At 68.3% G+C, this 26,178-nt stretch carries 30 protein-coding genes, 1 tRNA gene, 1 other RNA gene and 1 pseudogene; 21 read left to right on the plus strand and 12 right to left on the minus strand.

From position 1 onward, the window contains the following. Positions 1-49: 49 nt before the first annotated feature. Both ABXJ56_RS12475 and ABXJ56_RS12480 read right to left on the minus strand, forming a co-directional pair. A complete protein-coding gene (locus ABXJ56_RS12475) occupies positions 50-898 on the minus strand; it encodes a sugar transferase (protein WP_354000072.1) in 849 nt (282 codons plus the stop codon). Beyond that, a complete protein-coding gene (locus ABXJ56_RS12480) occupies positions 895-1,305 on the minus strand; it encodes a hypothetical protein (RefSeq protein WP_354000073.1) in 411 nt (136 codons plus the stop codon). Before ABXJ56_RS12480 ends, ABXJ56_RS12475 begins: the two co-directional genes overlap by 4 nt. Positions 1,306-1,584: 279 nt before the next feature. Between ABXJ56_RS12480 and ABXJ56_RS12485 the strand changes: the two genes are divergently transcribed. Then, the gene (locus ABXJ56_RS12485; RefSeq protein ID WP_354000074.1) at positions 1,585-2,592 is read left to right on the plus strand and encodes a nucleoid-associated protein; all 1,008 of its coding nucleotides are present in this window, start codon (positions 1,585-1,587) and stop codon (positions 2,590-2,592) included. Then, positions 2,589-3,581 carry a RelA/SpoT domain-containing protein gene (locus tag ABXJ56_RS12490; protein WP_354000075.1) on the plus strand — a complete coding sequence of 331 codons (993 nt, stop codon included), beginning with the start codon at positions 2,589-2,591 and terminating at the stop codon, positions 3,579-3,581. The genes ABXJ56_RS12485 and ABXJ56_RS12490 overlap by 4 nt, the downstream gene beginning before the upstream one ends. Positions 3,582-3,599: 18 nt before the next feature. Here the strand turns inward: ABXJ56_RS12490 and ABXJ56_RS12495 are convergent, their stop codons facing one another. After that, a complete protein-coding gene (locus ABXJ56_RS12495) occupies positions 3,600-5,246 on the minus strand; it encodes a recombinase family protein (RefSeq protein ID WP_354000076.1) in 1,647 nt (548 codons plus the stop codon). Between the two features lie 32 nt (positions 5,247-5,278). On the opposite strand from ABXJ56_RS12495, the pseudogene ABXJ56_RS12500 reads away from it, so the two are divergent. The 7 genes and pseudogenes from ABXJ56_RS12500 to ABXJ56_RS12530 all read left to right on the plus strand — a co-directional run. Then, positions 5,279-6,157 (plus strand): annotated as a pseudogene (locus ABXJ56_RS12500) (CpaF family protein); the annotation flags it as partial. Then, complete coding sequence (locus tag ABXJ56_RS12505; protein ID WP_354000077.1) at positions 6,154-7,014, plus strand: type II secretion system F family protein; 861 nt, start codon at positions 6,154-6,156, stop codon at positions 7,012-7,014. The pseudogene ABXJ56_RS12500 and the gene ABXJ56_RS12505, both read left to right, overlap by 4 nt. Next, positions 7,011-7,940, plus strand: a complete 930-nt coding sequence (locus ABXJ56_RS12510; protein ID WP_354000078.1) for a type II secretion system F family protein — start codon at positions 7,011-7,013, stop codon at positions 7,938-7,940. The genes ABXJ56_RS12505 and ABXJ56_RS12510 overlap by 4 nt, the downstream gene beginning before the upstream one ends. Before the next feature lie 41 nt (positions 7,941-7,981). Continuing rightward, positions 7,982-8,170, plus strand: coding sequence for a hypothetical protein (locus ABXJ56_RS12515; RefSeq protein ID WP_354000585.1), 189 nt, complete (start codon positions 7,982-7,984; stop codon positions 8,168-8,170). Between the two features lie 79 nt (positions 8,171-8,249). Further along, positions 8,250-8,600 carry a TadE/TadG family type IV pilus assembly protein gene (locus tag ABXJ56_RS12520; RefSeq protein WP_354000079.1) on the plus strand — a complete coding sequence of 117 codons (351 nt, stop codon included), beginning with the start codon at positions 8,250-8,252 and terminating at the stop codon, positions 8,598-8,600. Continuing rightward, the gene (locus tag ABXJ56_RS12525; protein ID WP_354000080.1) at positions 8,575-9,060 is read left to right on the plus strand and encodes a TadE family protein; all 486 of its coding nucleotides are present in this window, start codon (positions 8,575-8,577) and stop codon (positions 9,058-9,060) included. The genes ABXJ56_RS12520 and ABXJ56_RS12525 overlap by 26 nt, the downstream gene beginning before the upstream one ends. Next, positions 9,057-9,485, plus strand: coding sequence for a hypothetical protein (locus ABXJ56_RS12530; protein ID WP_354000081.1), 429 nt, complete (start codon positions 9,057-9,059; stop codon positions 9,483-9,485). The genes ABXJ56_RS12525 and ABXJ56_RS12530 overlap by 4 nt, the downstream gene beginning before the upstream one ends. Positions 9,486-9,517: 32 nt before the next feature. Here ABXJ56_RS12530 and ABXJ56_RS12535 read toward each other — a convergent pair whose 3' ends face one another. Both ABXJ56_RS12535 and ABXJ56_RS12540 read right to left on the minus strand, forming a co-directional pair. Next, positions 9,518-9,841: a hypothetical protein gene (locus ABXJ56_RS12535; RefSeq protein ID WP_354000082.1), complete on the minus strand. Its 324-nt coding sequence runs from the start codon at positions 9,839-9,841 to the stop codon at positions 9,518-9,520. Beyond that, positions 9,838-11,127: an MFS transporter gene (locus tag ABXJ56_RS12540; RefSeq protein WP_354000083.1), complete on the minus strand. Its 1,290-nt coding sequence runs from the start codon at positions 11,125-11,127 to the stop codon at positions 9,838-9,840. Before ABXJ56_RS12540 ends, ABXJ56_RS12535 begins: the two co-directional genes overlap by 4 nt. 20 nt (positions 11,128-11,147) lie before the next feature. Between ABXJ56_RS12540 and prfB the strand changes: the two genes are divergently transcribed. The 4 genes from prfB (at position 11,148) to smpB (ending at position 14,918) form a co-directional block, all read left to right on the plus strand. Further along, positions 11,148-12,257 carry a peptide chain release factor 2 gene (gene prfB / locus ABXJ56_RS12545; protein WP_354000084.1) on the plus strand — a complete coding sequence of 370 codons (1,110 nt, stop codon included), beginning with the start codon at positions 11,148-11,150 and terminating at the stop codon, positions 12,255-12,257. A gap of 74 nt (positions 12,258-12,331) precedes the next feature. Then, the gene (gene ftsE, locus ABXJ56_RS12550) at positions 12,332-13,414 is read left to right on the plus strand and encodes a cell division ATP-binding protein FtsE (RefSeq protein ID WP_354000085.1); all 1,083 of its coding nucleotides are present in this window, start codon (positions 12,332-12,334) and stop codon (positions 13,412-13,414) included. After that, complete coding sequence (gene ftsX, locus ABXJ56_RS12555; protein WP_354000086.1) at positions 13,411-14,322, plus strand: permease-like cell division protein FtsX; 912 nt, start codon at positions 13,411-13,413, stop codon at positions 14,320-14,322. The genes ftsE and ftsX overlap by 4 nt, the downstream gene beginning before the upstream one ends. Before the next feature lie 119 nt (positions 14,323-14,441). Further along, positions 14,442-14,918 carry an SsrA-binding protein SmpB gene (gene smpB, locus ABXJ56_RS12560; RefSeq protein WP_354000087.1) on the plus strand — a complete coding sequence of 159 codons (477 nt, stop codon included), beginning with the start codon at positions 14,442-14,444 and terminating at the stop codon, positions 14,916-14,918. 24 nt (positions 14,919-14,942) lie between these two features. Here smpB and ABXJ56_RS12565 read toward each other — a convergent pair whose 3' ends face one another. Continuing rightward, positions 14,943-15,608: an SIMPL domain-containing protein gene (locus ABXJ56_RS12565; protein ID WP_354000088.1), complete on the minus strand. Its 666-nt coding sequence runs from the start codon at positions 15,606-15,608 to the stop codon at positions 14,943-14,945. Positions 15,609-15,751: 143 nt separating this feature from the next. On the opposite strand from ABXJ56_RS12565, the gene ABXJ56_RS12570 reads away from it, so the two are divergent. The 5 genes from ABXJ56_RS12570 (at position 15,752) to ssrA (ending at position 19,015) form a co-directional block, all read left to right on the plus strand. After that, the gene (locus tag ABXJ56_RS12570; RefSeq protein ID WP_354000089.1) at positions 15,752-16,579 is read left to right on the plus strand and encodes a DUF4397 domain-containing protein; all 828 of its coding nucleotides are present in this window, start codon (positions 15,752-15,754) and stop codon (positions 16,577-16,579) included. Between the two features lie 14 nt (positions 16,580-16,593). Continuing rightward, on the plus strand, positions 16,594-17,223 hold the full coding sequence (locus ABXJ56_RS12575; protein WP_354000090.1) for a class F sortase: 630 nt from the start codon (positions 16,594-16,596) through the stop codon (positions 17,221-17,223). Between the two features lie 10 nt (positions 17,224-17,233). Further along, positions 17,234-17,818 carry an RNA polymerase sigma factor gene (locus ABXJ56_RS12580; protein WP_435405010.1) on the plus strand — a complete coding sequence of 195 codons (585 nt, stop codon included), beginning with the start codon at positions 17,234-17,236 and terminating at the stop codon, positions 17,816-17,818. Further along, positions 17,805-18,536, plus strand: coding sequence for an anti-sigma factor (locus tag ABXJ56_RS12585; RefSeq protein ID WP_354000092.1), 732 nt, complete (start codon positions 17,805-17,807; stop codon positions 18,534-18,536). Before ABXJ56_RS12580 ends, ABXJ56_RS12585 begins: the two co-directional genes overlap by 14 nt. A 107-nt stretch (positions 18,537-18,643) precedes the next feature. Then, positions 18,644-19,015: a transfer-messenger RNA gene (gene ssrA, locus ABXJ56_RS12590) on the plus strand. Between the two features lie 114 nt (positions 19,016-19,129). Here ssrA and ABXJ56_RS12595 read toward each other — a convergent pair. Next, the gene (locus ABXJ56_RS12595; RefSeq protein WP_354000093.1) at positions 19,130-19,639 is read right to left on the minus strand and encodes a 2'-5' RNA ligase family protein; all 510 of its coding nucleotides are present in this window, start codon (positions 19,637-19,639) and stop codon (positions 19,130-19,132) included. A gap of 41 nt (positions 19,640-19,680) precedes the next feature. After that, positions 19,681-21,003 (minus strand): flavin monoamine oxidase family protein, encoded by a 1,323-nt coding sequence (locus tag ABXJ56_RS12600; protein WP_354000094.1) that lies wholly within the window; start codon positions 21,001-21,003, stop codon positions 19,681-19,683. Between the two features lie 95 nt (positions 21,004-21,098). Here ABXJ56_RS12600 and ABXJ56_RS12605 point away from each other — a divergent pair, with 95 nt between their 5' ends. After that, positions 21,099-22,076: a zinc-binding dehydrogenase gene (locus tag ABXJ56_RS12605; RefSeq protein ID WP_354000095.1), complete on the plus strand. Its 978-nt coding sequence runs from the start codon at positions 21,099-21,101 to the stop codon at positions 22,074-22,076. 8 nt (positions 22,077-22,084) lie between these two features. Here the strand turns inward: ABXJ56_RS12605 and ABXJ56_RS12610 are convergent, their stop codons facing one another. The 3 genes from ABXJ56_RS12610 to ABXJ56_RS12620 are packed head-to-tail and all read right to left on the minus strand — an operon-like array spanning position 22,085 to position 24,116. After that, entirely contained in the window at positions 22,085-22,624 is a 540-nt protein-coding gene (locus tag ABXJ56_RS12610; protein ID WP_354000096.1) for a YaeQ family protein, read from the minus strand. 42 nt (positions 22,625-22,666) lie between these two features. Then, positions 22,667-23,257, minus strand: coding sequence for a hypothetical protein (locus ABXJ56_RS12615; RefSeq protein WP_354000097.1), 591 nt, complete (start codon positions 23,255-23,257; stop codon positions 22,667-22,669). Positions 23,258-23,288: 31 nt separating this feature from the next. Then, entirely contained in the window at positions 23,289-24,116 is an 828-nt protein-coding gene (locus ABXJ56_RS12620; protein WP_354000098.1) for an inositol monophosphatase family protein, read from the minus strand. 104 nt (positions 24,117-24,220) lie between these two features. On the opposite strand from ABXJ56_RS12620, the gene ABXJ56_RS12625 reads away from it, so the two are divergent. Together ABXJ56_RS12625 and ABXJ56_RS12630 are read left to right on the plus strand one after the other, a co-directional pair. Then, a tRNA-Lys gene (locus ABXJ56_RS12625) sits at positions 24,221-24,296 on the plus strand. 88 nt (positions 24,297-24,384) lie between these two features. Beyond that, positions 24,385-25,311 (plus strand): alpha/beta hydrolase, encoded by a 927-nt coding sequence (locus ABXJ56_RS12630; protein WP_354000099.1) that lies wholly within the window; start codon positions 24,385-24,387, stop codon positions 25,309-25,311. Between the two features lie 32 nt (positions 25,312-25,343). Here the strand turns inward: ABXJ56_RS12630 and ABXJ56_RS12635 are convergent, their stop codons facing one another. Further along, a complete protein-coding gene (locus tag ABXJ56_RS12635; protein ID WP_354000100.1) occupies positions 25,344-26,129 on the minus strand; it encodes an IclR family transcriptional regulator in 786 nt (261 codons plus the stop codon). Positions 26,130-26,178: the final 49 nt, after the last annotated feature.

Consider the following 26,178-nt stretch of genomic DNA (forward strand, 5'->3'; position numbering starts at 1 on the left):
GTGACGGCAAGACACCGCGTGGCGGGCGCATTAGCCGGTTCGTACAGCGTCAGTGCGTCGGCGAAAAAACCGCGCGGATGGTTCGGGCCAGGATGTCCAGGTCGCGACGCAATGACCAATTACGGGCATAGTCCTCATCAAGCCTGATCGATTCCTCCCACGAGAGGTCCGTGCGCCCCCTGACCGACCACAGCCCGGAGACCCCCGGTTGGACTGTGAGGGTCGGACGGCTTTGTCCCTCAGCGGGGAGCGGCGGACGCGGCCCCACGATGCTCATGTCGCCTCTGAGCACGTTGATGAACTGAGGAAGTTCATCAAGCGAGAACGTCCGCAGAAAGGTGCCGACCCGCGTTCCTCGCGGATCGGTTCGCAACTTGAACAGGACACCGCCGCGCCCCTCCCCGTCTGCCAAAGCGGCGACGGCCAGGAGGTGGTCTCGCGCATCCAGCCGCAAAGTTCGGAACTTCAGCATCGAGAATCGACGACCACCGAGCCCCATTCGTTCCTGGAGGAAGAAGATCGGGCCCGGGGATTCCAATCGAATGAGAAGCGCGATGAAGAGGGAGAGAGGGGCGCAGAGCACTAAGGCCGGGATAGCGATCATTATGTCGAATGCGCGCTTCGCGACCGTCTGTCGATAAGACAATGGGTTGCCCGCGCGGACCTTCTCAGCTGACAGCTCGATGTCACGAGATGTCAGCCCGAAGAGGGGTCCGAGGGTGCTCGTGGGCCGCAGTAAGGCTATCGCCGCCGTGAGGTCGCCTGAGCCCTCCTGGCTGAGCGGTTCGGACGGGGGCGAGGTGCTCAACCCGTAGGACCACTGAACGGGCGGTTCGTCAGGATGTTCCGACGACGCAAACTGCCGCTCCAGATACGCGATGTAGTCGCTGTCGATCATGGTAGGCCCCACATCATCAGGACCAGGGCGAGTACCCCTGCGATGGTGGTCAGGACCTGAAGCGAGAAAAGTACCTGCACTCGTAGAAGAACCCTGGAGTTTGCTTCGAGGAGCAACACCTTGGACAGCGCGAGGTCGGCCGAGGAAACGGTAGTAAGCCTTGCGGGGCTCGGACCGACTCCAATCCGTGCCGCCCAAAAGACGATGACTCCGAGTACCGCCGCGATGCCGATCAGCCAATAGCCAGTGCGCGGGTCAGTTGTTTGGGCAGTGGACCGGGTAGCCGCCACAGCGAGCAGGGCACTAGTCACGCCGACCATTAGTCCGGCGCGAGTCGCGAGCGATTCGGATATCGCTCGCTGTTCGGCAAGTTGCCTGTCCACTTCCGTCGCGATCTCCGGAATCATGCTCGCTCGTCCCCCCTTGATGTCTATCGAGGATAGCGGCGCAGACAGCGGGTGCCTCACGCCCCTCCCGAACGCGGGTGGGTGGATGGATGTGAACCTGCTTTGGCTCTCCTCTAATCACACTGGCTCGCGGGTACTTCGGGGGCACGAGGTTGGAGCGCCTAAGTGCGCGCCCTCAGGTCGGCAACGTCGGCGGTGGACCTCATCGGTTGCGTAGGTTGCGCGCGATATCGATAGCATCAACGGCACAATCTTTGGGGGAAGTTCAAAATGCCAGTAGTGCCACCGCTGACGCTCGTCGAAACGATGATTCATGAAGTCCCAAGGGGTCGCGCGAAGGACGGGGGTTCGGCGGTCGTCCTCTCAGGTGAGCCCATGGTGCTAGACCTCGAAACCGACCGATTCATCCGCGAGGAGATGCTTCAGCCGTCGTTCGCCAAGGGGCGTGAAATCGTCTATACCAACGCGAGCAACAGCCCGATTCCCGGGCTGATCAGTGGTGTTCTAGGCGACCCGACATCGCTCGTCTCCGCGTCGGTTGACATGGCACGGCACCTGCATACGAGTCAGCCTGGCACGGCATCGGCGGGCGTCTTCATGTGTGGACGTGTTACGTCGGGTGGGATCGAACGCGTTGTTCTAATGAAGGCCGAGCACAACGAGGGCATGCAGTTGCGTCAGATACCGCAGGCTGACGGCACCGTGCGCTTCGAGGCTCAGCACTTGAATGAGTTGATTCTCGGAAGCAAAGCCCAGGTGTTCAAGATCGCGTTGCTCTGGATGGCGGGAAACGACCTCGTGGGTCTGATGGTTGACCGCCAGAATGGCTTCGGCTACGCCGAGTACTTCTTGGAGTATCTGGGATTCGACCTGGCTCAACAGGCAGAGAAGCTTGTCGAGCAGTTCGTCAAGGCGATGACCGCCCATATCGATAGCGCGAGCTACCCAAACGAGAAGAAGGCGCGGTACCTGGCCGCGCTCGCGACGGTTCTGGAGAGTCCCAGCGCGAAGCTCAACCCTAGCAAGTTCATTGCCGAGTTCATTGACCCGCAAGACCGGGGAGGAGTGGCAAGCGCCTTGCCCATTCAGGTTCAGAATATGGAGTTCACGAAAGACACCACGCTCGTACATCACCTAGTCGGTGGCCTTCGTCTGCGAACTAGCAATGGGGTGACCGTAGATGCATCTCCCGAAGCGGTAGCTTCGGGAGCGGTTGAGGTGGAAGAGAACAGAATCGTCGTCAACGGGGCGCCTTCGAGCTTCGACCTCGGGCGGGCTCCGCGATGACATCCGTTGAGCGTGACGGACCGTTGTCAACAGCTGACGTCTACACGGCATCCAAGCCCTCGCTAGACCAAGCGCTGAAGGTGTACACCAAGAGAATTCGGAAGATCGTCGCGCCAGTGGCTGGCGAACACTACGTGACGGGCCGCGTGAAGGCCCGTCGGAGTCTCATTCGCAAGCTGGCGAAGGATGGTCACGGGAGTCTACGGAGCTGGGAGGAGATCACTGACAAGGTCGGCGTCCGTGTCATTTGTTCGACCAAGCGCGATCGCAAGGCGGCGGCTCGCGCCCTGGAGCGACATGGGTGGGCTAGCAAGAGGCGCGAGAACAAGAAGGCCGACGCGCAAAGCCTTGCGTACACGGGCGTCCACGTGACTGTGCACGATGGCAAGCAGATCGACTCCGAAGGGCTTCCAATTCTGTGTGAGATCCAGGTCCGCACGAGGGCCCAGGACGCTTGGTCGGTGGTCTCGCATAAGCTCACCTACAAGGGGCTGATTGATCTGCCGACTCGCTTCAAACGAGTTGTGTGGCGCTTGACGGTGCTGACTGAGATTTTCGACGATGACATCCAGCGGATGTTCAAGAAGAGGGAGTCATTGCCTGCATACGAGGTCGCAAGAGCCGTCGAGTACCTGGATGACCAGTACGAGGCGCTACTCGGCGAGCCCGGTGGCGCGCCAGACGATCTGGACATCATGAACGTCTTATGGCGGGCATACTCCGAGGAAGAACAGTCGAACTTCTCGAGGTTGATCGCTGACTTCATCGCGAACACCGCTGACCTAGCTGAACGACTTCGTTCGCACCAGCCAGGTCAGCCCGGATATATGGACTCGCGTGACTGGATGTTCACTCAGCCGGAGGTTCTATCAGTGCTCGAGCGTGGCTCGAACAACGAACACATGTTGGTTCATGTCGCCGCGGGAACGGATCTCGCCGACTCCATAACAAAAACATGCGCGGCCTACGGCATCGTGCTACCCGACTGAAGCGAGTCCAGCTCCTCGCTAAGCGTTTAGGGATGTAACGACCTTGTGCAGGATCTTCCAGCGGCGAGCGCCGTAGACGCCCTTGGATCGCGGGCGAACCTCGACATCGAGCAAGTGCCGGACGAGAGCGCGTCGCCGCTCGATGTCCAGCGAGTCAAACCTCGCTCCAAGCTCTCGCTTGTATTCCGCCGTCGCGTCGATGCTCACCCGTCCGGCCTTCCACAATCCCGCCCGCAGGTCGGAAAGGCGCATCGCGTCGGCATCGCTGGCCATAGCCGTGTCAAGATCGGCTCTCAGCACGGCCTCACGGTTCTTCAGACTGGCAAGTTGCCCCCGAGCGTCCCCGAGGCTCACCACGTCCTCAGCGACGAGAGAGAGCAACTCCTGGCGCTTCCGGAGCACGCCGTCGATGTCGTCGTGAATCTCCGCCGCTTGCGTCGGCGCCTCGTCGGAGAACAGGTTCTTGGGGCCGAAAACGAACGCCGCGATGACAGCTCGACGCACCGCCGCATCTAACGGTTCGATGCGAGCGCTCACGTGCTTGACGCCGGGGTCATCGGGCATGTTCATCTTGGTCACACATCGGTAGATCGGCATCCGTCCGCCCTTCTTGTCATCGACCGAAGACGACCGCAGGGGAGAAGCGCAGAGCCCGCATCGGGCAATTCCCGAAACGAGATGCGTCGTTCTCCTGCCCGGGTTCGTCCGGCGCGAGGGCGAGAGCAAGAGCGCCCGGGCTTGTGAGTACGTCTCATCATCGATGAGGCGATCCCACTTGCCTCGGCGAATCTCGCCCGTGGTGCTGTCTACCGTTCTGTCGTAGTCCCATCCGTCCCCCAAGCGGATGTACAACGCGTTGGACGGACGTAGGAGCACCGCTCGAAGTGACTGGGTGCCCCACTGCTTGCCGGTCACAGAGCGGATGCCGCGCGCGTTCCAGTCGCCGCAAATGGCGTAGAGCTTCTCGCTGTCCTGCGATGTGTGTGACTTGCCGCGAACCGTGTACCGGCGCCCCTCGCCGAGCAGTCGGGCGTAAGCCTCCTGGATCAGTTCTCGTTCGTCCGGCTCTTCCTTCATCGACAGTTTCGGCTCGTTCTTTTTCCACTGCCAGCCGAATACTTTGTGACCGGATCGAAGCTCGCCCCGGTCTCGCATAGCGCCGTAGACGTTCCGGACTGTCTCGCTCTTCAGAGCGGACTGATACTCCGCAATGCCCTGCGTGATCTGAAGAGTGAGCTTGTCGTTCGATTGCCGAGGGTCGATCACCGACCCGTTGAACAGGTGGAATCGCACCCCGTGTTGTGCCGCCGCGATACGGATGGCGGAGTTATCTGCGTCGTTGCGTCCGATGCGATCCACGGCACGGGTCACGATGACGTCAATGTGCCCGCCGACAACCAGTCGCATGAGCTTGTCGAAGCCCTTGCGGTCTGCACCCTTGTAACCGGACACGCCATCATCGACAAGTTCGTGAGGATCGAAGACGAGCTGATACTCCTCTCGTGCTATCAACGCTCGCCCGGTATCGATCTGAGCCTGAATCGAGATCGACATTTGCTCTGTCTGCTCGTCCCGCGTCCTCTTACCCTTGCCGACGTCGTCCACCGAGACACGGGACGATATGACGGCGCGGAGCGGGGCGGGACCTGTCTTGTTCTTGTTCATGAAGGTGGTACGCCTCTAGATTGCGCTTTAGAAACGCTCCGGACCGCGTGTTCGTGGCGCGGAACGGTGCGTCGGAGCGTCTGCCGCTCACGATGACGGACGGCATGGTGCGCGATCTCGTCGAGAGGATGCTGCACGCGTCCGGGCGCCGTGTCGACCTCAGTCAGCCCTTCGTGGATGCCTCGCTGCCCGACGGCAGTCGTCTGCACGTCGTCATCCCGGACATCACCCGACGCCACTGGTCGGTGAACATCCGCAAGTTCCTGCCGCGATACCGGGACCTGTCCGCGCTCGTCGAGTCGGGTTCGCTCAGCCGGGGTGCCGCGCGGTACCTCCGCGACTGCGTGCGCTCAGGCCGCAGCATCCTGGTCTCGGGCGCGACGCACGCGGGGAAGACGACGCTTCTCGGCGCACTGATCGAGGCCTCGTCCCCGAACGATCGCGTGGTCACCGTGGAGGAGACGTTCGAACTCGCCGTGACGGTCGAGGACGTCGTCGCACTGCAGGGCCGACAGCCGAGTCTGGAGGGCAAGGGCGAGGTGTCCCTCCGCCGGCTCATCAAGGAAGCCCTCCGGATGCGGCCGGACAGACTGGTGGTGGGGGAGGTCCGCGATGCCGAAGCCCTCGATCTGGTCCTGGCCCTCAACACCGGCGTGCCGGGTGCTGCGACGATCCACGCGAACTCGGCGCTGGAGGCGTTGGACAAACTCTGCGCCCTTCCCCTCCTGGCAGGCCGCAACATCGATGCCGCGTTCCTCGTTCCGGCGGTCGCACGCGGAGTGCACGTCGTGGTGCACTGCTGCCGAGACGCCTCCGGTCGGCGCTTCGTCCAGGAGATCCTCGAAGTGACCGGTGCCGTCGTCGACGGCTCCGTCGGGGCGCGCTCCGTTCACCGCTCGGACGGCGCATGACGATCGTCTGGGGGGCGGTGCTGGCGGCGGGCGTGCTGCTCGTCGTCTCCCCCTGGCTCTGGCCGCGTCGAGACCGCACATCAGCCGCCCCGTCGCAGCGGATCTCGGCCGTCGAACGGCTCATCGCCGAGTCGGGCGCTCCGCTCACCCCGGCTCGCCTCGCGGCCGTGTGCGCGCTCGCCGCCTGCGTCGCGGGAGCCGTCGTCTGGCTCGTGACCGGCGTGGTCGTGCTCACGGCTGTGAGCGCGGTCGCCGCGGCAGCCGGGCCGATCGCGTGGCTGCGCACGCGTCGCATGCGACGGCGCAAGGAAAGGCGCGGTCTCTGGCCCGACGTGTGCGATCTCCTCATCGCGTCCGTACGCGCGGGGATGTCGCTGCCCGACGCGGTCGCGAGTCTCGCGGCATCCGCCCCCGACCCGCTGCGTCCCGCGTTCGGAGGCTTCGCGCGCGACATCGCCGCGAGCGGGCACTTCTCGACGGCGCTGACTCGCCTCAAGGGCACCCTCGCGGACCCGGTCGCGGATCGTATTGTCGAGACCTTACGGATGGCGCGCGAGGTCGGCGGAACCGACCTGACCACCGTGCTCCGGGCGCTCGCCGCGTCCGTCCGCGCCGACGCGGCGCTGCGCTCCGAGGTGGAGGCACGGCAGTCGTGGATCCGCGGCGCGGCGGTGCTCGGCGTGAGCGCGCCGTGGGTGATCCTCGTCCTCCTCTCGCTCCGCCCCGAAGGGGCGCACGCCTACGGTTCGCCCGCCGGCGCCGCACTCGTCCTGGTTGGGGCCGCGGTTTCCGCGGGTGCGTTCTGGCTCATGCTGCGCATCGGTCGCCTCCCCGAGCCGCGGCGGTGGTTCGCGTGACGGCGACGGTGGACGCGGGTGCCATCTCGGTCGCCTGGGGCGTCGCGTTCGGGCTGGGCCTCGTGCTCATCGCATCCCGTACCCCGCGATGGGGCGCGGTGAGTCTCCACAGGCGGATCGCACCGTACCTGCGCGATCTGGCGGACCCGCTCGGCATCGAACCGATCGTGGCGTCCCGCGCGGCGGACGCGGCGCGCCCGGCGGGCGGGATCGGCGCCCGCATCGCACGCGCGATCGGTGGCGAGTCGGAGCTCACCGCGCGGCTGCGGCGCGCCGCATGGACCATCGACGCGGCCCGGTTCCGCCAGCGCCAGCTTCTCTGGGCGGTGATGGGCCTCTTCGCCGGAGGTGTCGTCGCGGTCATCCTCACCGCGACGCAGCGCGGCGGCGTCCTGGTCGGCGCGGTGCCGCTCCTCGCCGCCTTCGCCTCCGCGCTGGCGTACGATTCCACCCTCACCCGTGCGGCATCCACCCGGCGTTCTCGGATGCAAGAGGAACTTCCCACCGTCCTGGAGTTCCTCGCGCTCTGTCTGTCCGCCGGGGAGGGGATGCTCGATGCGCTGCGGCGGGTGAGCGCCGTGGGCTCGGGCGATCTCGCCGCGGAGCTGCGCGGGGTCGTGCTGGCCGTCGATACCGGCGAGCCGTTGCCGGAGGCGCTCGCTTCCCTGTCCTCGCGGTTCGACCTCCCCGCGTTGACGCGCGCCGTCGATCAGCTCATCGCCGCTCTGGGTCGGGGAGCGCCCCTGGCCGACGTGCTCCACGCCCACGCCTCGGATGCCCGGGATGAGGCGAAGCGGGAGCTCATCGAAGGAGCCGGACGCAAGGAGATCACGATGTTGATCCCATTGGTGTTCGCGATCCTGCCGCTGAGCGTGCTGTTCGCGGTGTTCCCCGGAATCCTCATGCTTCGAATCGGTCTCGGCTGACGCCGAGGGAAGGAGAGACGATGGACATGCCATCGCAGACCATGCCGCCCGCACAGCGGGAGCGCGATGCGCTCCGGCCGAGCCTGCTCGCGGACGAGACCGGCGACGTGCCCGGCTGGGTGCTCATCACCCTCATGACCGCCGGACTCGTCGTCCTGATCTGGGCCCTCGCCGGACCCGCCCTCGCCGGACTCTTCGAGTCGGCGATCGCCCGCGTCTCCGGACTCTGAGGTGGGGCGGAGCCGGCGGCCGCGAAGCGGTGCGCCCCCTGCGATCCGTTGTCGCGGCGACGACCGCGGATCGGCTCCCGTGGAGTTCGTCCTGGTCGGGCTCCTCCTCACCGCGCTGACGCTCGGTGTGCTCCAGTTCGGCCTCGCGGTCTACGTGCGCAACGTCGTGCACGATGCGGCCGTCGAGGGCGCGTTCCACGCGGCGCTCGCCGACGTCGAGACGTCCGAGGGCGTGCAGCGCACGCGCCAGGTCATCGTCCGGACCATCGGTGCGGAGTACGCGGAGGACGTCGTCGTCGCCGAGCGGCTCGTCGCCGGCGCGCCGACGGTCACCGTGCGCGTCCGGACCCCCCTGCCGGTCCTCGGCCTGTGGGGCATCCCCGGAACGTGGGAGGTGAGCGCGGATGCCCCGGTGGAATCCTTCGACTAGGGGCGGGGACGGTCACCTCGACGGCGTCCGGAACGACCGCGGATCCGCGTCGCTGGAGTTCATCGTCGTCGGACTCGTCCTGCTCGTCCCCCTGATCTACCTCGTCGTCGTCCTGGGGGCGCTGCAGTCCGCCTCACTCGGCGCGGAATCCGGGGCGCGCCATGTCGCGCGAGCGATCGCGACGGCATCCGGACCCGGTGACGCTGAGAACCGCGCGGAGGCCATCCTCACGGCGGTGAGTCGCGAGTACCGCCTCGACGGCGACCGCACGGCGGTGTCGATCAGCTGCCGGCCCGCGTCGGTGGAGTGCCCCTCCGCGGGAACGACCCTCCTCGTCCGCCTCGACACGCGAGTCCGGCTTCCCTTCCTTCCGGCGATCTGGGGGCTGGACGAAGCCACGGCGATCCCCGTGCAGGCGACGTCCGCGCAGAAGGTGTCCCGATTCTGGGGTGAGCCGTGAGGCGTTCGGCGGCGACGGCGAAGGACGACGAAGGCGGCAGCGTGCTCGTCCTCACCCTCGGGTACGCCCTCCTGGCGATCGCCCTCGTTCTGGTGTGCGTCGAGGCGACCGGGCTCGCTCTCGCCCAGAAGCGGGTGGACGGGGCGGCGGATGCGGCCGCACTGGCCGGGGCGGACGGATTCGTCCTCGAAGTCCGAGATGGCCGCCCGGTCGCCGTGCTGACATCCGCGGCCGTGCATCGGGAGGCGACGCTGCTTCTCGAGGTGCTCGACGCCGACGCGGTCATCGTGGACGCGGGCACACCGGACGGCGTCTCGGCCCGCGTCACCGTCAGCGCGCCGTGGCGCCCGGTGATCGCCGGGCTGTTCGTCCCCGACGGGATGGTGCTCGAGTCCACCGCCACGAGCCGCACGGCGCTGCGGTGATCTCGGGGAATCACCGCCCGCGGCGATCGCGGTCACCATCCGTGGGTGTTGAACCACTCGGCGACCCGCCGGTGCTCCTCTGCGCTGTCCCCGCCCGTCTCGTGGACCACCAGTGTGCCCTCGACGAGCGGGATGAAGCGCAGGCACCGACGGCACAGCGCCCTTCCGTGCGGCCAGCCGTCGTCGAGTGCGTCGGCCGCACGGGCGCGCGCACCCGATCCCGCACACCGCGCCGGATCGGCGCCGACCTCGCTCCAGAGAATGGTGCGATGCCGGTGAAGGCCGGCGTGGCCGGCCGGTCGGGTGCACCGGCGTCCCTCCGAGCGACTGCGACAGAACGCGATGGGCGCCGTCATGGTCGGATCCGCGGCACCCAGCGGAAGAATGCCCCCGCGCCGATGAGGCCGACGACACCCATCGCCCCGGTGGCGACCGCGAGGCTGCTCACCGACGCGATCGCCGACACGACGAGCGGCGCGGCCGCGCCCCCGGCGTCCGTCAAGGTCCGCCAAGACCCGAGGAACGGTGCGGGGTCGTCCTTCGGTGCGGCATCCGCTCCGAGGGTGAGGAGGATGCCGCTGGACAGACCGTTGCCGACCCCGAGCACCGCGGCGAACATCGCGAACCACATCGCCTGCTGCCCGCTGCCGCTGGTGAGCGCGAGCGCGAGGAATCCTCCGCCCATGAGAACCATCGCGGGAAGAGCCGCCCACAGGCGTCCGAACCGGTCCATCACCTGACCGCTCGCATAGAACAGGGCGAAATCGATCGCGCCGGAGATGCCCACCACGAGCGCGATCGACTGCGCGTCGAGTCCGATCGACACCCCCCACAGCGGCAGCACCACCTGCCGGGCGGATCGCACCGCCGACAGCGACGCGGCGGCGAGCCCCAGACGCCGAAGCACCTCCCGGTAGCGCCACATCGTGCGCAGGACCCCGGCCCTCTCGACGGTCGGGATCGCACCCGACACGGGCTCGCCGCTGTCATCCGCCACCTCGGCCGGTGCGGAGGGCGGGCGGGAGGCGGGCGCCGCCGGCGCGAATCGCGCTTCGGGATCAGGGCCGAACGAGACCAGGGCGACGGTGGCGACGAGACAGACGCCGAAGAACCAGATCGCCGACTCCTCTGACCCGAAGACGGCCAGGAGCGCCGCGGCGACGAACGGACCCACGAACATCCCGAAGCGGAAGCTGCCGCCGAGCAGGGAGAGCGCACGGGCTCGGAACGCCGGGGGGACGCGGGTGGTCATGAACGAATGCCGGGCCAGGCCGAATGCGGCGGCACACACCCCGATCACGAAGACCGCGAGGGCGACGAACGCCAGGGCGGGAGCGAGGGCGAGCACCGCCACGCCGCTGAGGGCGATGACTCCGGCGACGCCCATGGTGATGCGCTCGCCGAAGCGCGCCACGGCCCAGCCCGCGGGCAGATTGCCGCACAGCTGTCCGACCACGAGCGCAGAAGCGACGAGCGCCGCGGTCGGAACGTCGGCACCGAGACGCGAGGCGATCACCGGGATCAGAGGCAGGATCGCGCCCTCCCCGAGGGCGAAGAGGACGGTCGGGGCGTAGACCATCGGTCCGAATCCCCAGAGGACGTCGCGGGCGCGTACGGGATCGGGGCCATCGGTCACGGGCATCCACGTTACGCTGGACTGTCATGCTCGAACTCGACCTTTCCGACGACATCCAGGCGTTGCGCTCCACCTTCGGCGACATTCGCGCCGTGGTCGACGTCGACGCACTCACCGCCGAGATCGCGCGCCTCAGCGACGCGGCCGGAGCCCCTGACCTCTGGGACGACGTGGACGCCGCGCAGAAGGTCACCAGCGCGCTCAGCCACCGGCAGGCGGAACTCAAGCGCATCACCGAGATCGAACGCCGCCTGGACGATCTCGACGTGCTCGTCGAGCTCGCCAACGAGATGGAGGATGAAGACTCCGCCGAGGAGGCACGCCGTGAGCTCGCCGAGCTCGAGGACCTCATCGGCCAGCTGGAGGTGCAGACCCTGCTCGACGGCGAGTACGACGCACGGTCCGCGGTGGTGACCATCCGCTCCGGCGCCGGGGGTGACGACGCCACGGACTTCGCCGAGATGCTCATGCGCATGTATCTGCGCTGGGCCGAGCGGCACAAGTACCCGGTCAAGGTCATGGACACCTCCTATGCCGAGGGCGCCGGGATCAAGTCCGCGACGTTCGAGGTCGACGCCCCCTACGCCTACGGGACCCTGTCGGTCGAGGCGGGAACCCATCGTCTCGCCCGCATCAGTCCCTTCGGCGGAGCCGACAAGCGGCAGACCAGTTTCGCGGCCGTCGAGGTCATCCCGGTGATGGAGGAGGCGCAGGAGGTGGAGGTCCCCGAGGGCGACATCCGCGTCGACGTCTTCCGCTCCTCGGGCCCGGGCGGCCAGTCCGTCAACACCACGGACTCGGCCGTGCGCATCACTCACCTTCCGACCGGCATCGTCGTGTCGATGCAGAACGAGAAGTCGCAGATCCAGAACCGCGCGGCGGCCATGCGGGTGCTCCAGACGCGCCTCATGCTGTTGCAGCGCGAGGAGGAGGCGGCGAAGAAGAAGGAGCTCGCCGGCACGATGACCGCGAGCTGGGGCGACCAGATGCGCTCCTACTTCCTGTACGGCCAGCAGCTGGTGAAGGATCTGCGCACGGGGCACGAGGTGGGCAACCCCACCGTGGTCTTCGACGGTGATCTCGACGGCTTCATCTCGGCCGGCATCCGGTGGCGCAAGCGCAAGACCGACGACTGACACCGGCGGTGAAACGCAGGCTCGACCGTGTCGTGCGGGGGTGTTCCCCGCGTCGCACGTAGGCTCGTCGGGTCATGATCCGGTTCGAGAACGTCACCAAGCGCTATCGCGGAACCGCGAGGCCCGCCCTGGAGAAGGTCGACTTCGAAGTCCTTCGCGGGGAGTTCGTCTTCCTCGTCGGCGCGTCCGGTTCGGGGAAGTCGTCGTGCCTGCGCCTGATCCTGCGCGAAGACATCCCCAGCGAGGGACGCGTGGTCGTCCTCGGGCGGGACCTGCGCACGCTGCCCCATCGCAAGGTCCCGTACTTCCGTCGACACGTGGGTGCGGTGTTCCAGGACTTCCGCCTGCTCCCGACGAAGACGGTGTTCCAGAACGTCGCCTTCACCCTCCAGGTCATCGGATCGTCGCGGGCGTTCATCCAGCAGGCGGTGCCGGAGGTCCTCGCCCTCGTCGGCCTCGCCGGCAAGGAGAAGCGATTCCCCCATGAGCTCTCCGGGGGAGAGCAGCAGCGTGTCGCGATCGCCCGTGCGCTGGTGAACCGCCCTCAGGTGCTTCTGGCCGACGAGCCGACGGGCAATCTCGATCCCGGGACGTCCGTCGACATCATGCAGCTCCTCGCCCGCATCAACGACGGCGGGACGACGGTCGTGATGGCCACGCACGAGGCCGGCTTCGTCGACCAGATGCAACGGCGCGTCATCGAGCTTCGAGACGGCGTCATGGTGCGCGATGAGCGGCACGGTGGCTATGGCGACACCTCGGGCCTGCCGAGCCTCGCACCTCAGCCCGAACGCGGGGCGGCGGCCGTCGCAGCGCTCACCGCGGTCCTGGAGCTCCACCGAGAGATCGTCGAGACGGGAACCGTCGAGCCTGAGGCCGTGGATGCCGCGGTGACCGCCGCAAGCGTCGCCGCTGATCCTGCGCGTGAGGCCGAGGCCCAGGACGCGCTGGAGGTCGCCCGGGAGGCGGCCGCCGAGTCCCTCGCGGACGCGGGAGTGCTCCCGGCGGCAGAGGCCACGGACCCGCCCGGTGCTCCGCGCACCAACCCGATCCCGGTCGCGGACATCGCCGAGGTGGACGTCGCCGAGCTCGGCGTCGCCGATCGGCTGGGCCTCGGCGGCGACCACGGGCACGACGAAGTCGGGCCGACCTCGTGAGGGTGGGGCTGATCCTGGCGGAAGCCGTCAACGGGCTCCGCAGGAATGCGTCGATGGTCATCTCGATCGTGCTCGTGACGTTCGTCTCGCTGACCTTCGTCGGCGCCGCCATCCTCATGCAGATGCAGATCGGGCAGATGCGGGCGTTCTGGGAGAACCGGGCGCAGGTCGCGGTCTACATGTGCACCTCGGTGCAGACGCCGACCTGCACGGACGGCGTTGCCACGCAGGAGCAGCTGGATGCCGTCCAGGCGCAGCTCGAAGGGCCCGCGCTGGCGCCCCTCATCCGAGAAGTCCGGTTCGAAACCCGGGAAGAGGCGTATGACAACGTCATCGCCCTCGTCGGAGAGGACTACGCGAGCGTCATCACCGCGGATCAGCTCAACGAGACCTTCTGGATCAATCTCATCAATCAGGAGGAATCCGACGTCATCAGCGAGGCCTTCACCGGCATGGCGGGCGTGGAGGAGGTGCAGGATCAGCTCCAGTACCTCGATCCGCTGTTCTCGGCCTTGACCGTTGCGACCTACATCGCCGTCGGGATCGCGGTTCTCATGCTCATCGCCGCGGTCCTCCTGATCTCGACCACGATCCGTCTGTCCGCCTACGCTCGGCGGCGCGAACTGGGCATCATGCGCCTGGTGGGCGCCTCCAACCGGTTCATCCAGACCCCATTCATCCTGGAGGGCGTGTTCGCCGCCCTGATCGGGTCGATCCTCGCGAGCGCCGCCGTACTCGCCGGCGTCCATTTCGGCGTCGAGCAGTATCTGCGAGGCCGTGTCGAGTTCGTCACGACCTGGGTGGGGGTGGGCGAGGCGTGGCTCGTCGTCCCCGTACTCATCGCGATCGGAGTGGTTCTCGCGGCGATCTCGGCGGGCTTCGCCATCCGTCGCTGGCTGCGCGCCTGACGCCGTCGATCGGACAGGGAGCCGGATGCCGACCGTGTGTCGGGTAGGGTGAAAGGCTGTCATCAGCGCGGGCGTCGTCTGTCGTCCGTCGTCCGTTCGCACCGATCGAGGAGAACCACATGCCCAGGGAACGCGGGGAGAAGGTCATCGCGACCAATCGTCGCGCGCGCCACGAGTACGCCATCGAGAAGACGTACGAAGCGGGTCTCGTGCTGACCGGCACCGAGGTGAAGTCGCTGCGTCAGGGTCGCGCGAACCTCTCGGACGGCTACGCGTACATCGACGGCGGTCAGGCTTTCCTCGACGCGGTGCACATCCCGGAGTACTCGCAGGGGCACTGGACGAACCATTCCTCGAAGCGGACGCGCAAGCTGCTGCTGCACAAGGAGGAGATCGTCAAGCTCTCCCACGCGATCAGTGCTGGGGGCTATACCCTCGTGCCGCTGAAGCTCTACTTTCTGGACGGTCGGGCCAAGGTGGAGATCGCCGTGGCGAAGGGCAAGAAGGACTGGGACAAGCGACAGACCCTTCGTGAGCGCCAGGACAAGCGCGAGGCCGAGCGCGCCATGCGCACGAAGAACCGCCTGGGCGATTAACGCGCGCGGCGGGCGACGCCGCTTTCAGCGGGCGTGGAAGCGCGCCTCGACGGCGGCGCCGATGACGACGTCCTCGGGTCGCACATCAAGGGACGATCCGCCCTCATCGCGGAACGATGCCGCGGCCATCAACGGTGCGGCGCGGCGCGCCGAGGGGTCGCCGGCTTCGGCGAGCAAGCCCACGTCGGCGATCTGCTCGGGCTCCACGGTGGACAGCCCCAGGGCGTCTGCGTAGGCGCGCGCTCGGGCGACGGCCACGCCGACCGCGGCGGTGGCGGCCTCCTTCTCGAGGCGGGCTCGGGTCTCCGGCGTGAGAAGCCAGTCGATGCCGGTGAGCTGAACCCCCTCCGCTTCCACGACCTCTGTCATCCATCGGGACAGAGCGTCGAAATCCGCGAACGTCGCAGTGAAGTCGACGTGCGCGTGATGGACGAGATCGAGACGCGCGCCTTCAGGGTGCCAGGGGCGCTCGGCCCACACCGTCGTGCGCTCGGAGGCCCATCGGACGAGGCTCCCGGCCGCCACGCGCTCATCGAGATCGGCCCGGAGGGGATCGGTCAGCGCGGCAACGCGGGAGACGACGTCGGAGCGGACGGCGCCCTCCGCCCGGACCGAGAGACGCGCAACCGCCTCTTCGGGCGCGGTCCGCACCTCGTGGGTACCGCGGACGCTGATGATGACCTCGCTCATGACCCGAGAGTACGCCCGCATCTTCGGCATCCGCTGGCAGATCCTTCCAGAATTTCCCATTCACCTGCATCCGAATCGCGGGTCGCCGGGGAAACACTCATCAACGGGCGGTCAGGCGCCGCCCCCGATCAAGGAGGACCATCGTGCGAAAGACCATCGCTCTCGGTGTCGCAGCGGGAGCCGTCGCGGCCCTCGGGCTCGTCGCCCCCGCCTACGCGGACTCGGCCGAATCGGCTCAGCTCTCTGTGCTGCACGGCATTCCCGACACCCCCGTGGACGTGTACGTCAACGGAGATCTGACCCTCGACGACTTCCAGCCCGGTGACCTCGCCGGTCCGCTGGAGCTTCCGGCCGCCACGTACTCCGTCGCGATCACCGCACCGGACGCGGCGGACGACAGCGAGCCGATCCTCGGACCGGTCGACCTGACCCTCGACGCCGGTGTCAACTACACCGCGGTCGCCCACCTGACGGCCGAGGGTGAGCCGACGGTGACCCCGTACGTCAACGACACGTCGCAGACCGCCGCCGGCGAAGGTCGTCTGACCGTCCGCCACGACGCGGCTGCACCGGCTGTGGACATCCTCGCGGGCGGCTCGCCCGTCATCGAGAACCTGTCCAACCCCGACGAGGCGACGCTCAACCTCGCCGCGGGAACGGTCTCGGCATCCGTCGCCGCGACCGGCACCACCGACCCGGTCATCGGCCCGGCTGACGTCGAGATCCAGGAGGGTGTCCTCACGATCGTCTACGCCTGGGGCAGCCTCGAGGACGACAACCTCGCCCTCGCCGTGCAGACCATCGAGGGCCTGCACTCCGGCCCCGAGGGCGTGAACTCCGGCACCGCGGGTCTGCTCGCGCAGCAGGACCAGCAGCGTCAGACCATGTTCCTCATCGGCGGACTGGTGATCGCTGCCGTCGCCGCCGGTTCGGTCGTCGTCGTCGTCGCCCGCGCCCGCGCAGGCCGCTGAGTCGAGTGATGGCCATGAGGGGGATCGTCGCGACGCTGGCCGCCGCGGCGGTCTCCCTCATCCTGGCGGGCTGCGGATCCGCCCCCACGGATGCCGCGACCACCCCGCCCCCGCCGGCACAGACCGCCTCGGCGCCCCCCACGCCCGTCGCGGATGTGCCGGTCGCGGCGGCCACTCCGACACCGGTACGTCAGCCCGTACCTCCCGTCCGAGTGGCCGTCGCGACCATCGGTGTCGACATCCCGGTGGTCCCCGTCGGTGTCGAGGAGGGCGGCTTCATGGAGATCCCCGACGATCCCGCCATCGGCGGGTGGTATCGGTTCGGCGCCGACCCGTCGAGTCCGGACGGCAACACCGTCATCACCGCGCACGTCGACTTCCCGGGCTTTCCCATCGGCCCCTTCAGCCGCCTCCGCGACCTCCCCGCCGGCGAGCAGATCGACGTGACCGACGAAGCGGGCACCGTTCATCGCTACGTGGTGGAGAGCGTGACTTACTACCCCAAAGCTGACCTCCCCGTCAACAACTTGTTCGCCCGTTCGGGAAGCGATTCGCTTGTCCTCATCACCTGCGGTGGTCCGTTCGACCAGGAGACGGGCCGCTACGCGGATAATGTGGTTGCAGTCGCCACGCCCGTGGAATGACGCCGGTGCCATGAGCAGCACAGTGTTGAGGGAAGGCACCCCCGTGAACGAGGTCGACGAGCAGGAGCTGCACGAGCGGTTCCGCCAGGGTGACGAGCGAGCGCTCGAAGCCATCTATCGCAGGTGGTCGTCGATCGTGTTCACCCTCGCCCTGCGATCGCTCGGCGATCGGGGCGACGCCGAAGATGTCACGCAGAAGACGTTCGTCTCCGCCTGGACGTCCCGGGCGTCCTACGACCCGACCAAAGCCAAGCTCTCCACGTGGCTGGTGGCCATCGCCAAGCGGCGCATCGCCGACACCCATGAGGCCAGGGCGAAGGTGCGTGCGCTGCAGGACCAGCTTCAGCGGACGGCGCACCCCGACGAGCTGATCGGGCGCGAGATCGATCTCGGCGACTCGCTCCTGCTCGCAGACGAACTGGACCGGCTCGAACCCGACGCGCAACGTGTGGTGCGTCTCGCCTTCTACGATGATCTGACGCACGACCAGATCGCATCGCGACTCGACATGCCTCTGGGAACCGTGAAAAGCCATATCCGCAGGAGTCTTACGCGCCTGCGACGACGACTGGAGGTGGGTCATGTCGCATCTTGACCCCGATCGGGTCGCCGCGCTCGCATTCGGCGAGGATCCCGCCGCGGAGGAGCGAGCCCACCTCGTGGGCTGCGATGAGTGTGCCCTCGAGCTCGCGGAGCTCGAGCACACGATCGCCATCGGACGCTCGACCATGAGTCTGGGCGACCTCGAGTCGCCTCCGGAGCGCGTCTGGGGCAACATCCTCGACGAGGTGAGGAGGGTCGGCTCCGCCCCGGTGAAAACCATTCCCGACTCATCCACGGACGGCGCCCCCGTGGCCGCGAATACGACGCCCCCCCGGCGTCGGGCTTTCCGCCTGCTGTTCGCCCTCGCGGCGAGCACCGCGCTCGTCCTCGCCGTGGTCGGCGTGTGGTCACTCGTCCGGCCCGTCCAGGTGGTCGAGTTGGCCTCGGCGACGTTGAACGCGTTCCCCGAGCATCCCGGCGCGGCCGGATCGGCGGTGGTGACGGAGTCGCCGGACGGGGAGACCCGGGTCCGGGTGGAGCTGGACGCCTCCGTGCCCGACTCCGGCTATCGCGAGGTCTGGCTGATCACGGCGGACGCCTCCTCCATCGTCAGCCTCGGTGTCCTCGAAGGTCGTGACGGCGAGTTCCCCGTTCCCACCGGTATCAACATCGACGAGTACGTCCTCGTCGACATCTCTCAAGAGGCGGACGACGACGATCCCGCGCACTCGGGCGACTCGATCGTCCGGGGCGAGCTCGAGTTCGCGTGACCGTCGGACGAGGACTCGGCGCCTGAGGGTGTATCCTGGGGTGCTCGGGTGCTCGCATCCGGGCACAACTCCACAGGGTGACAGCGGTTCCGTGCCGAACGGCGCTCGGGGATGATCGGTTTCGACATCGCTCGTGACGCTGTGGGAAGCGGGCCGAGGATGCAGGGTTATCTCGTCAACGCTCCCTGCGAAAACAATAACTGCCGAAAAGAAGCAGTCCGACTTCGCCCTCGCTGCCTAAGCAGCGAGCCCGAGTCCGTCAGTCCGTGAGTGATTCCGTCACGGGTACTGGCGTCATTTAGGAATCTTGCTGCGTGATGGCGTCTGGACGTCGCGCGGGACTCTTTCCAGGCTGGGCCCGTCGACTTATGTGTCTGTGCTGAAGGTCGGGGCCGAGCAGAACGTCTTCACAGACTGCGCCCGGAGAAGACGCAGTTCAAAAGCGATGGACGGGGGTTCGATTCCCCCCATCTCCACGACCGCTGTCACACGAGAAGTAGCCCGGGGCTCGCGACGTTCGCGAGCCCCGGGCTTCTTTCGTACGTCCGCGTCGTCGTCCTGGGGAGTCCGCGGACCGGCAAGGCCGTCGACGCTCATACGGACCAGAGCACACGCGACTCGCGTCGGGCGGCGTCCCACCGGCGGATGCCCGCGACGGTCGCATCGCGTGCGGGAGGCAGGCGGCCGATCGCTTCCGACCTCTGCGTCAGGATGAGGCGGCGCGCGAGGGTGACGTGCGGTGTCCAGTCGCCCGGAGCCGTGTACGGAAGGTCCTCACCCGGTCCGCACAGTGCGTGCAGCGTCCGATGCAAGGCACCGACCTCGGGGTTCAGGTCGACCGGTCGCGCGAGCACCCCTCGGCGGGCGCCCTCCGGGTGCGGGAACAGCACGGGCGCGCGCAGCCGGATCCGCAGGGGGAGCAGCGCTCCGAGCGAAGACACGTCCGGAACCGGGAGATGATTCCGAACCACGGCGGTGATGTGCGGACGATTCGCCACGGCGGTCGACGCCGCGAGGGAGGAATGACCGCCCGCGCGCAGGCGCTCCCAGTCGTCACGTACGGCGGCCTCGGACTCTGCGTCGAAGAGCAGTTCCAGACTCACGACCGGCGGAGGAGCGGGGCGGCCGGAAGCGTCCTCCGCCTCTAGGCCCACAGAGCCTCGATGGCGACGGTGTGCCCGAGCACGCGCTCCGCGGCGCGGTGCCCCGAGCAGAGGGCGGCCGTGACCGTCGCGGGATCGTCCGTCCAGGTCGCCTCGCCGGCCAGGTGCAGCACTCCGCCGATGGGGGTGGCGAGGTCGTCGTGGTCGCTGGTGGTCGAACCGACCCGCATGTACGCGTACGACCCGCGGGCGAAGGGATCCGCCCACCATCGGGTCACGCGGACGTGGATGGGATCGACATACCCCTCGGGGTACAGGCGACGCAGCGGCTCTGCCGCGGCGGCTCCCACCTCGGCGTCGGTGAGGTGGCGGATCCCGATCCCGGCGGGGCCCGCCGCGAAGGTGAGCAGCGTCGGCTGCCCGTGGAGATCGGTGAGGTCGTACCACGAGTGCCACCACCGTGCCGCAGGTCCCTGCGCGCGCAGGGCGTAGACGTCCGGGTCCCAGAACCGTTCGGGGAACCGGAGGAAGACCTTCTCGAAGGCGTTCATGGTGAGCCTCGAGAGCGCGCCGGACACAGGCTCGGGAAGTGCGGGGGAGATGGTGAGACCACCCTCCGCGAGGACACCGACGGGCACGGTCACCACCGCCGATCGCGCGTGCCACTGGTCGGCATCCGTGATCACCGTCACGCCGTCGGTGTGCCAGTGCACCTCGCGGACGATCTGCCCGAGACGCACATCGACACCGAGAGACAGTCGCTCCGCGAGGACGTCGTAGCCCTCCGGGAAGACCACTTCGTCGCCGTCGATGGCATCGTCGTCGAGTCCGTGCGCGGCCAGATCCTCGATCCATGCCCCGTACTGCTCCTCGCTCCGGTGCTCGAAGTACTCCCGCACCCGCGCCGTCCGCTCCGCATCCCACCGCTGCGCCCGCAGGGCCTGCTCGGTGACGTCGCGGTACGACGCGCGGGGATCTGATCCGGCGATGATGCCGCCGAGGTCCGCATCCACGCGACGGATGTCGGCGACATGCGCGCGCGCTTCGTCGGCGGACAAGCGGGTTCCCGAGGGATCGAAGTAGGCGATCGGGCGGCTGTCGGGCTGATAGCCCCCGACGGTGAACTCGCGCATCGGCATACCGAACGCCGTCGCCGCCGACGCGACCGGAGAGTCCGTGATCCCGTGGATCCACGAGGCGCCGAGGTCCGTCAGCCACCCGTCGGCGCGGTCGGTGTGGACACGTCCCCCGATGCGGTCCCGCGCCTCCAGGACGACCGTGCGGTGCCCTTGGCCGTGGAGGAGCCTCGCGGTCGTGAGGCCCGCGATCCCCGCGCCCACGACGATCGTGTCGTACCGATCCATATCGCCTCCTGCCACGCCGCCGTGCACCGAGACTACCGTCCTGCTCCGTGCGGGGGAGGGGAATACGACGGAGCTCGCACGCGCTGTCTCCCGGCATGCGAGCACTCATGCACCACGCCTTCGGAGACCCCGCCGATGTCCTCACCCTGGTCGACCAGGAGGTGGCCGAGCCGGGCCCCGGCGAGGTCCGCGTGCGCACCGAGCTGGCGGCGATCCACAACCATGATCTGTGGACCATCCGCGGCACGTACGGTTTCCGCCCGGCGCTTCCGGCCCGAGCGGGCACGGAGGCGGTCGGGGTGATCGACGCCCTGGGTCCCGACGTCGACGGTCTTCGCGTCGGCCAACGCGTCTCCTCCGCTGGGGCGTTCGGCGTCTGGGCCGAGTCGTTCGTCACCCGAGCAGCGGCGGTGGTCCCCGTCCCCGACGCCGTGTCCGACGAGACGGCTGCGCAATGGATCTCCATGCCGTTCAGCGCGCTCAGCCTGGTGGACTCGCTCGACGTGGCGGAGGGTGACTGGATCGTGCAGAACGCCGCGAACGGTGCGGTCGGGCGCCTCGTCGTCCCCTTCGCGGAGGCGCGCGGCATCCGCGTCCTGGGCCTTGTCCGTCGGTCGGCGGGCATCGACGAACTGGCCGCTGTCGGCATCGACGATGTCGTCGCGACCGACTCGGAGGACTGGCGTGCGCGCGCGGCGGAGATCATCGGCGACGGCACGGTGCGCGCGGCCGTGGATTCCGTCGGCGGTGCCGCTGCGGGCGACCTGATCTCCCTCCTCGGCGATGGAGGATCCCTCGTGGTCTTCGGCTCGATGGGTGAGCCGGAGCTGGCGATTCCCACCGGCGACATCATCTTCCGACAGCTCACGGTCCGCGGGTTCTGGGGGAGCCGCGTCAGTTCGGACATGGATACCGGCACGCGGACGCGCCTGATGGGTGAGCTGATCGCACGCATCTCTTCGGGCGAGGTATCCCTCCCCGTCGAGCAGATCTTCCCCGCCGAGAAGGCGGCGGACGCCGTGCGGGCCAACGCGCGCGCGGGTCGGGCGGGGAAGGTGCTGCTGAGCTTCTGACCCTCGGGTCAGGTCACCGGCTGCGTGTACAGCGCGCTCTGGCCCTGCCAGCCGTTGAGCTCGAGGTAGAGGGTGTCCGCCACACGGGAGACCGACACGACGGTGCGTCGCGCGAGCGCCTCCGTCGCACGCTCGATGAACCCCGGCTCGAAGCTGTGGAGTTCGATCTCCCCGCTTCTGTGGATGCGCTTGCCCGCCCAGGTCGCGGCCACCTTGAGCGGGTCACGATGGGTGTAGACGGCCACGCGCGGGGATCGCAGCGAGCCGTCGTGGAGCCGGGCCGCATCCGGTGCACCGACCTCGACCCAGGACACCAGGGCGCCGGTCGCATCCTTCGCATAGACAGCGGGCTCGGCCGTCGCCGAGATGCCGTCGCTGAACGCGATCCCCTCGGTGAACTCCAGACAGTACGCCAGAAGACGAGTGAGCATGAACGCGTCCGTCTCGGACGGATGCCGCGCCACGCGCAGGGACAGGTCTTCGTAGACACCGCGGTCGACGTCGGCCAGAGTGACCTGGAAGGAGTACATCGTCGCGCCGGTGGCCATGGAGAACGAGCCTAGGCGATCCCCGGAGGCCGCGTGGGCGCCTCAGGCCGCGGGCGGTGGCCACTCGATGAGGACGAGTCCCTGCTTGGTGTCCGCCACTGTCACCCAGCCGTCACCGAACAGATAGGTGATCCCGTAGCCGTTCTCGTCGGGCGCGATGATCGTGTCGGGGTTCTCGGTGACGTAGACGCCACCATCAAAATCCTCGCGGACCCACCCCTGAGCCACCAGCTCCGACTGCGTGGTTCGAGCGGTCTCCTCGTCGATGGGCGACCAGCCGAAGATCTGGAGGTTGTCGCTGGCGGGCGCCTCGAAATCCGCCCACATGCAGCGGAGACCGTCCGGGAGCTCGGTCGAGCCCACGTAGAACGGCTCTTCGCGCGCGGACCAGCCGATCCGCTCGAATTCCACCACGATGGACGACGCGATGATCGTCTCGCACGTGGGTGCGACGTCCGCGTCCACACCCGGATCGACGGGCTGCTCGGGTTCGGGCTCGGCGATGACGGGAGCCGACGCGGACGGCGTCGGCTGCGCAGTGGGCTCCGGCTCCTGAGGTCCGCAGGCGGTCACGACCAGGGCGAGGGGGAGGGCGAGGAGCGCGGCGGTCCAGCGGACGCGGGGCGTGGTCATGGGGAGTCTCCGGCGGGACGGTCGGATGCGGTCAGGGGCGGTGGAGCAGCTCGAGGAACGAGTCGTGGAGGACGCCGTTGGTGGCGAGCACCGACCGAGCGGCGAGGTCGTCCGCCCCGTCGAAGGACGTGACCCGGCCGCCGGCCTCCCTGATGATCGGGACGTGAGCGGCGATGTCGTACTCCTTCACGCCGAACTCCGCGACGAGTTCGAGTCGGCCTTCGGCGAGGAGCATGAAGGGCCACGCATCCCCGTACCCGCGGTCGCGCCAGACTGCTCGCGTGAGGTTCTCGAGTTCGGCCTCGCGGCCGGCATCCCGCCACTGCCCGATGCTCTGGAAGCTCACGCTGGACGCGGCGACATCGTCCACGCTCGAGACGTGAAGGCGCCGCTCCCGCCCGTCGGGCGTGCGTGTCCAGGCGCCGAGGCCGGTCGCACCCCACCAGCGACGCCCGAGCGCGGGCTGGCTCACCACTCCGACGCGAGGTACGCCGTCGATGGCGAGCGCGATGAGGGTGGCCCACATCGGGATGCCCCGGAGGTAGTTGGCGGTGCCGTCGATGGGGTCGATGATCCACTGGCGTTCGGTCGCACCCGTCGTGCCGTACTCCTCGCCGAAGATGCCGTCCCGGGGGCGATCAGCCTCGATGCGCGCGCGGAGGGCACGCTCGGTGGCGAGGTCGGCCTCGGTGACGTGGCTGCTGTCGGGCTTCGTGCTGACCCGGAGGTCGGGAGCGTCGAAGCGCGCCATGGAGACCGCATCCGCCCCGTCCGCCAAGGACAGTGCGAAGTCCAGATCAGCCACCAGGTCCCCGGAGAAGTCCGCGTCGAACGAGGGGGTGGGGGGAGCGGGCGTCACCGTCTCAGGATACCCGGCGTCTCCCGCGCCGATTTCCGCGTGACGGGATCGTGATGCTAGTGTGGACCCTCGGTTCGAGACATCGGTTTTTTCCTCGGGCAGACGCACCTCTAGCTCAATCGGCAGAGCAACTGACTCTTAATCAGTGGGTTCAGGGTTCAAGTCCCTGGGGGTGCACCACGCAACGCGCCGTCGACGGTCTGGTCGACATGAGGGTCTCGCCGCGGCGAGGCCCTCATGTCGTTCCAGGGCGGGTACGGTTGCTTCGGTGAGCATCCACGACACCCCGACCCATCGTCATCGCACGGTCGAGGTGGCCGTCCCGGGAGGCGTGCTCACCGTCGCCGTCTGGGATCCGATCGACGATCCCGGGGACGCGCCGACGGCGCTGCTCGTCCACGGGATCACCGCGTCCCATCTCGCGTGGAGCTTCGTCGTGGGCCAGCTTCCCGGTGTCCGCCTCATCGCGCCCGACTTGCGGGGGCGCGGGCGCAGCCGGCACGTGGACGGTCGCGGGGGGATGGCCGTCCACGCGGATGACCTCGCGCTCGTGCTGGATGCTCTCGACGTCCGGCGGGTGCCGGTGATCGCCCACTCGATGGGCGCCTTCGTGTCGGTCGTGCTGGCGCATCGGCACCCGGACCGCGTGGCGCGCCTCGTGCTCATCGACGGCGGGCTTCCGCTGGATCTGCCCCGTGATGCCGATCCGGATGCGCTGGTGTCCGGGCTCCTGGGGCCGACGGCGGCGCGGCTGTCGATGCGTTTCGCCGATGAAGAGGAGTACCTCGAGTTCTGGCGAGGCCACCCCGCGTTCTGCGGCCACTGGTCCGAGGAGCTCGAACGATACCTCCGCTACGACCTCGTCGCGGACGGGAACGGAGGCCTGCGTCCGGTCACGAGCTATCGGGTGATGATCGAGGACACCCTCGACAGCAACATGGGCGAGGCTGTCCCGGCGGCTCTCGCTGCGCTCACGCATCCGACCACGCTGCTGACCGCACCGCGCGGCTACCGCGACGAGCCACCGGGGCTGTATGCGCCGGGGTACCTCAGTCGTCTGCTCGCCCATCACCCGGGCATCGCGCACACCGCGGTCCTCGGCGTCAACCACTACACGATCATCATGGCCCCCGCCGGTGCGCGGGTCGTGGGGTCGGTCGCCGCGCAGGCGATCGCCCGGACGCAGGGCGCGTAGCCCCGACCGAGCGCGCGGGACGGCGCGCGCGACTACGACCTCGCCGCGGCGATGCGGGTCGTCAGCTGATGCGCGTGCGCCAGCAGGATCCGCCCGAGTTCAGGCAGGCGGTCGTGTCCGAATCTGAACTGCACACCGGTCAGGCTCAGCGCCCATTGCGGCTGGCCGTCGCGGTTGAACACCGCCGCGCCGAGGCCGAAACTCCCCTCGACGATGAGGCCCGGGTTCACGGCGTAGCCGCGCAGCTGGGTGTCGCGCACCCGGCGGCGCACCTCGTCCGGCGCGTGAGCGGAGCCCCAGCGCTCGGGTAGTTCCGGATGCCGGTCCAGGTAGTCGTCCATATCGTGGGGTGGCAGGAAGGACAGGATCGCGAGACCCGCCGAGGCGACGCCGAGGGGGAATCGGATCCCCTCCGAGAGGACGAAGGACCGGATGGGGAAGCTTCCTTCCTCCCGGAGGAGGCACACGGTCTCGTCTCCGCGGCGCACCGAGAGGAACGCGCTCTCCTCGGTCCGGACGGCCAGGGAACGCACGATGTCCCGAGCCACCGTCGTGACGTCGTAGCGCGCCGCGGCTGCCGCGCCCATCAGGTACAGCTCAGGCCCGGGCGTCCAGGTCCCCCGATCCTCATCCTGATCGACGAGGCCCTCCGTGCGGAGAGCCGTGAGCAGGCGGTGCGTGGTGGGGCGGGTGAGCGTGGACTGGCGGGAGAGCGCGGAGACCGTCACCCCCTCCGAGCCCGCGGCGGCCACCAGTCGGAGGAGGAGGGCCGCCCGCGCGATCGACTGCGCTCCGGGCACGGTTCGCGAGTTGTCCACATCGTGGACCGTAGGCCACGGGACGTCCACATCGCAAGCGCACGCTCGC

It is taken from the genome of Microbacterium aurantiacum (assembly GCF_040532595.1).
Taxonomy (GTDB): Bacteria; Actinomycetota; Actinomycetes; order Actinomycetales; family Microbacteriaceae; genus Microbacterium; species Microbacterium chocolatum_B.

Excerpts from the sequence above, each read along its gene's own strand:
- ABXJ56_RS12535 (WP_354000082.1), bottom strand. The coding sequence starts at position 9,841 with ATGACGGCGCCCATCGCGTTCTGTCGCAGTCGCTCGGAGGGACGCCGG.
- ABXJ56_RS12505 (WP_354000077.1), top strand. The coding sequence starts at position 6,154 with ATGACGATCGTCTGGGGGGCGGTGCTGGCGGCGGGCGTGCTGCTCGTC.
- ABXJ56_RS12585 (WP_354000092.1), top strand. The coding sequence starts at position 17,805 with ATGTCGCATCTTGACCCCGATCGGGTCGCCGCGCTCGCATTCGGCGAG.
- ABXJ56_RS12580 (WP_435405010.1), top strand. The coding sequence starts at position 17,234 with ATGAGCAGCACAGTGTTGAGGGAAGGCACCCCCGTGAACGAGGTCGAC.
- ftsE (WP_354000085.1), top strand. The coding sequence starts at position 12,332 with ATGATCCGGTTCGAGAACGTCACCAAGCGCTATCGCGGAACCGCGAGG.
- ABXJ56_RS12600 (WP_354000094.1), bottom strand. The coding sequence starts at position 21,003 with ATGGATCGGTACGACACGATCGTCGTGGGCGCGGGGATCGCGGGCCTC.
- ABXJ56_RS12565 (WP_354000088.1), bottom strand. The coding sequence starts at position 15,608 with ATGAGCGAGGTCATCATCAGCGTCCGCGGTACCCACGAGGTGCGGACC.
- ABXJ56_RS12495 (WP_354000076.1), bottom strand. The coding sequence starts at position 5,246 with ATGAACAAGAACAAGACAGGTCCCGCCCCGCTCCGCGCCGTCATATCG.
- ABXJ56_RS12480 (WP_354000073.1), bottom strand. The coding sequence starts at position 1,305 with ATGATTCCGGAGATCGCGACGGAAGTGGACAGGCAACTTGCCGAACAG.
- smpB (WP_354000087.1), top strand. The coding sequence starts at position 14,442 with ATGCCCAGGGAACGCGGGGAGAAGGTCATCGCGACCAATCGTCGCGCG.
- ABXJ56_RS12610 (WP_354000096.1), bottom strand. The coding sequence starts at position 22,624 with ATGGCCACCGGCGCGACGATGTACTCCTTCCAGGTCACTCTGGCCGAC.
- ABXJ56_RS12475 (WP_354000072.1), bottom strand. The coding sequence starts at position 898 with ATGATCGACAGCGACTACATCGCGTATCTGGAGCGGCAGTTTGCGTCG.
- ABXJ56_RS12615 (WP_354000097.1), bottom strand. The coding sequence starts at position 23,257 with ATGACCACGCCCCGCGTCCGCTGGACCGCCGCGCTCCTCGCCCTCCCC.
- ABXJ56_RS12575 (WP_354000090.1), top strand. The coding sequence starts at position 16,594 with ATGAGGGGGATCGTCGCGACGCTGGCCGCCGCGGCGGTCTCCCTCATC.
- prfB (WP_354000084.1), top strand. The coding sequence starts at position 11,148 with ATGCTCGAACTCGACCTTTCCGACGACATCCAGGCGTTGCGCTCCACC.
- ABXJ56_RS12525 (WP_354000080.1), top strand. The coding sequence starts at position 8,575 with ATGCCCCGGTGGAATCCTTCGACTAGGGGCGGGGACGGTCACCTCGAC.
- ABXJ56_RS12540 (WP_354000083.1), bottom strand. The coding sequence starts at position 11,127 with ATGCCCGTGACCGATGGCCCCGATCCCGTACGCGCCCGCGACGTCCTC.
- ABXJ56_RS12490 (WP_354000075.1), top strand. The coding sequence starts at position 2,589 with ATGACATCCGTTGAGCGTGACGGACCGTTGTCAACAGCTGACGTCTAC.
- ABXJ56_RS12605 (WP_354000095.1), top strand. The coding sequence starts at position 21,099 with ATGCGAGCACTCATGCACCACGCCTTCGGAGACCCCGCCGATGTCCTC.
- ABXJ56_RS12515 (WP_354000585.1), top strand. The coding sequence starts at position 7,982 with ATGCCGCCCGCACAGCGGGAGCGCGATGCGCTCCGGCCGAGCCTGCTC.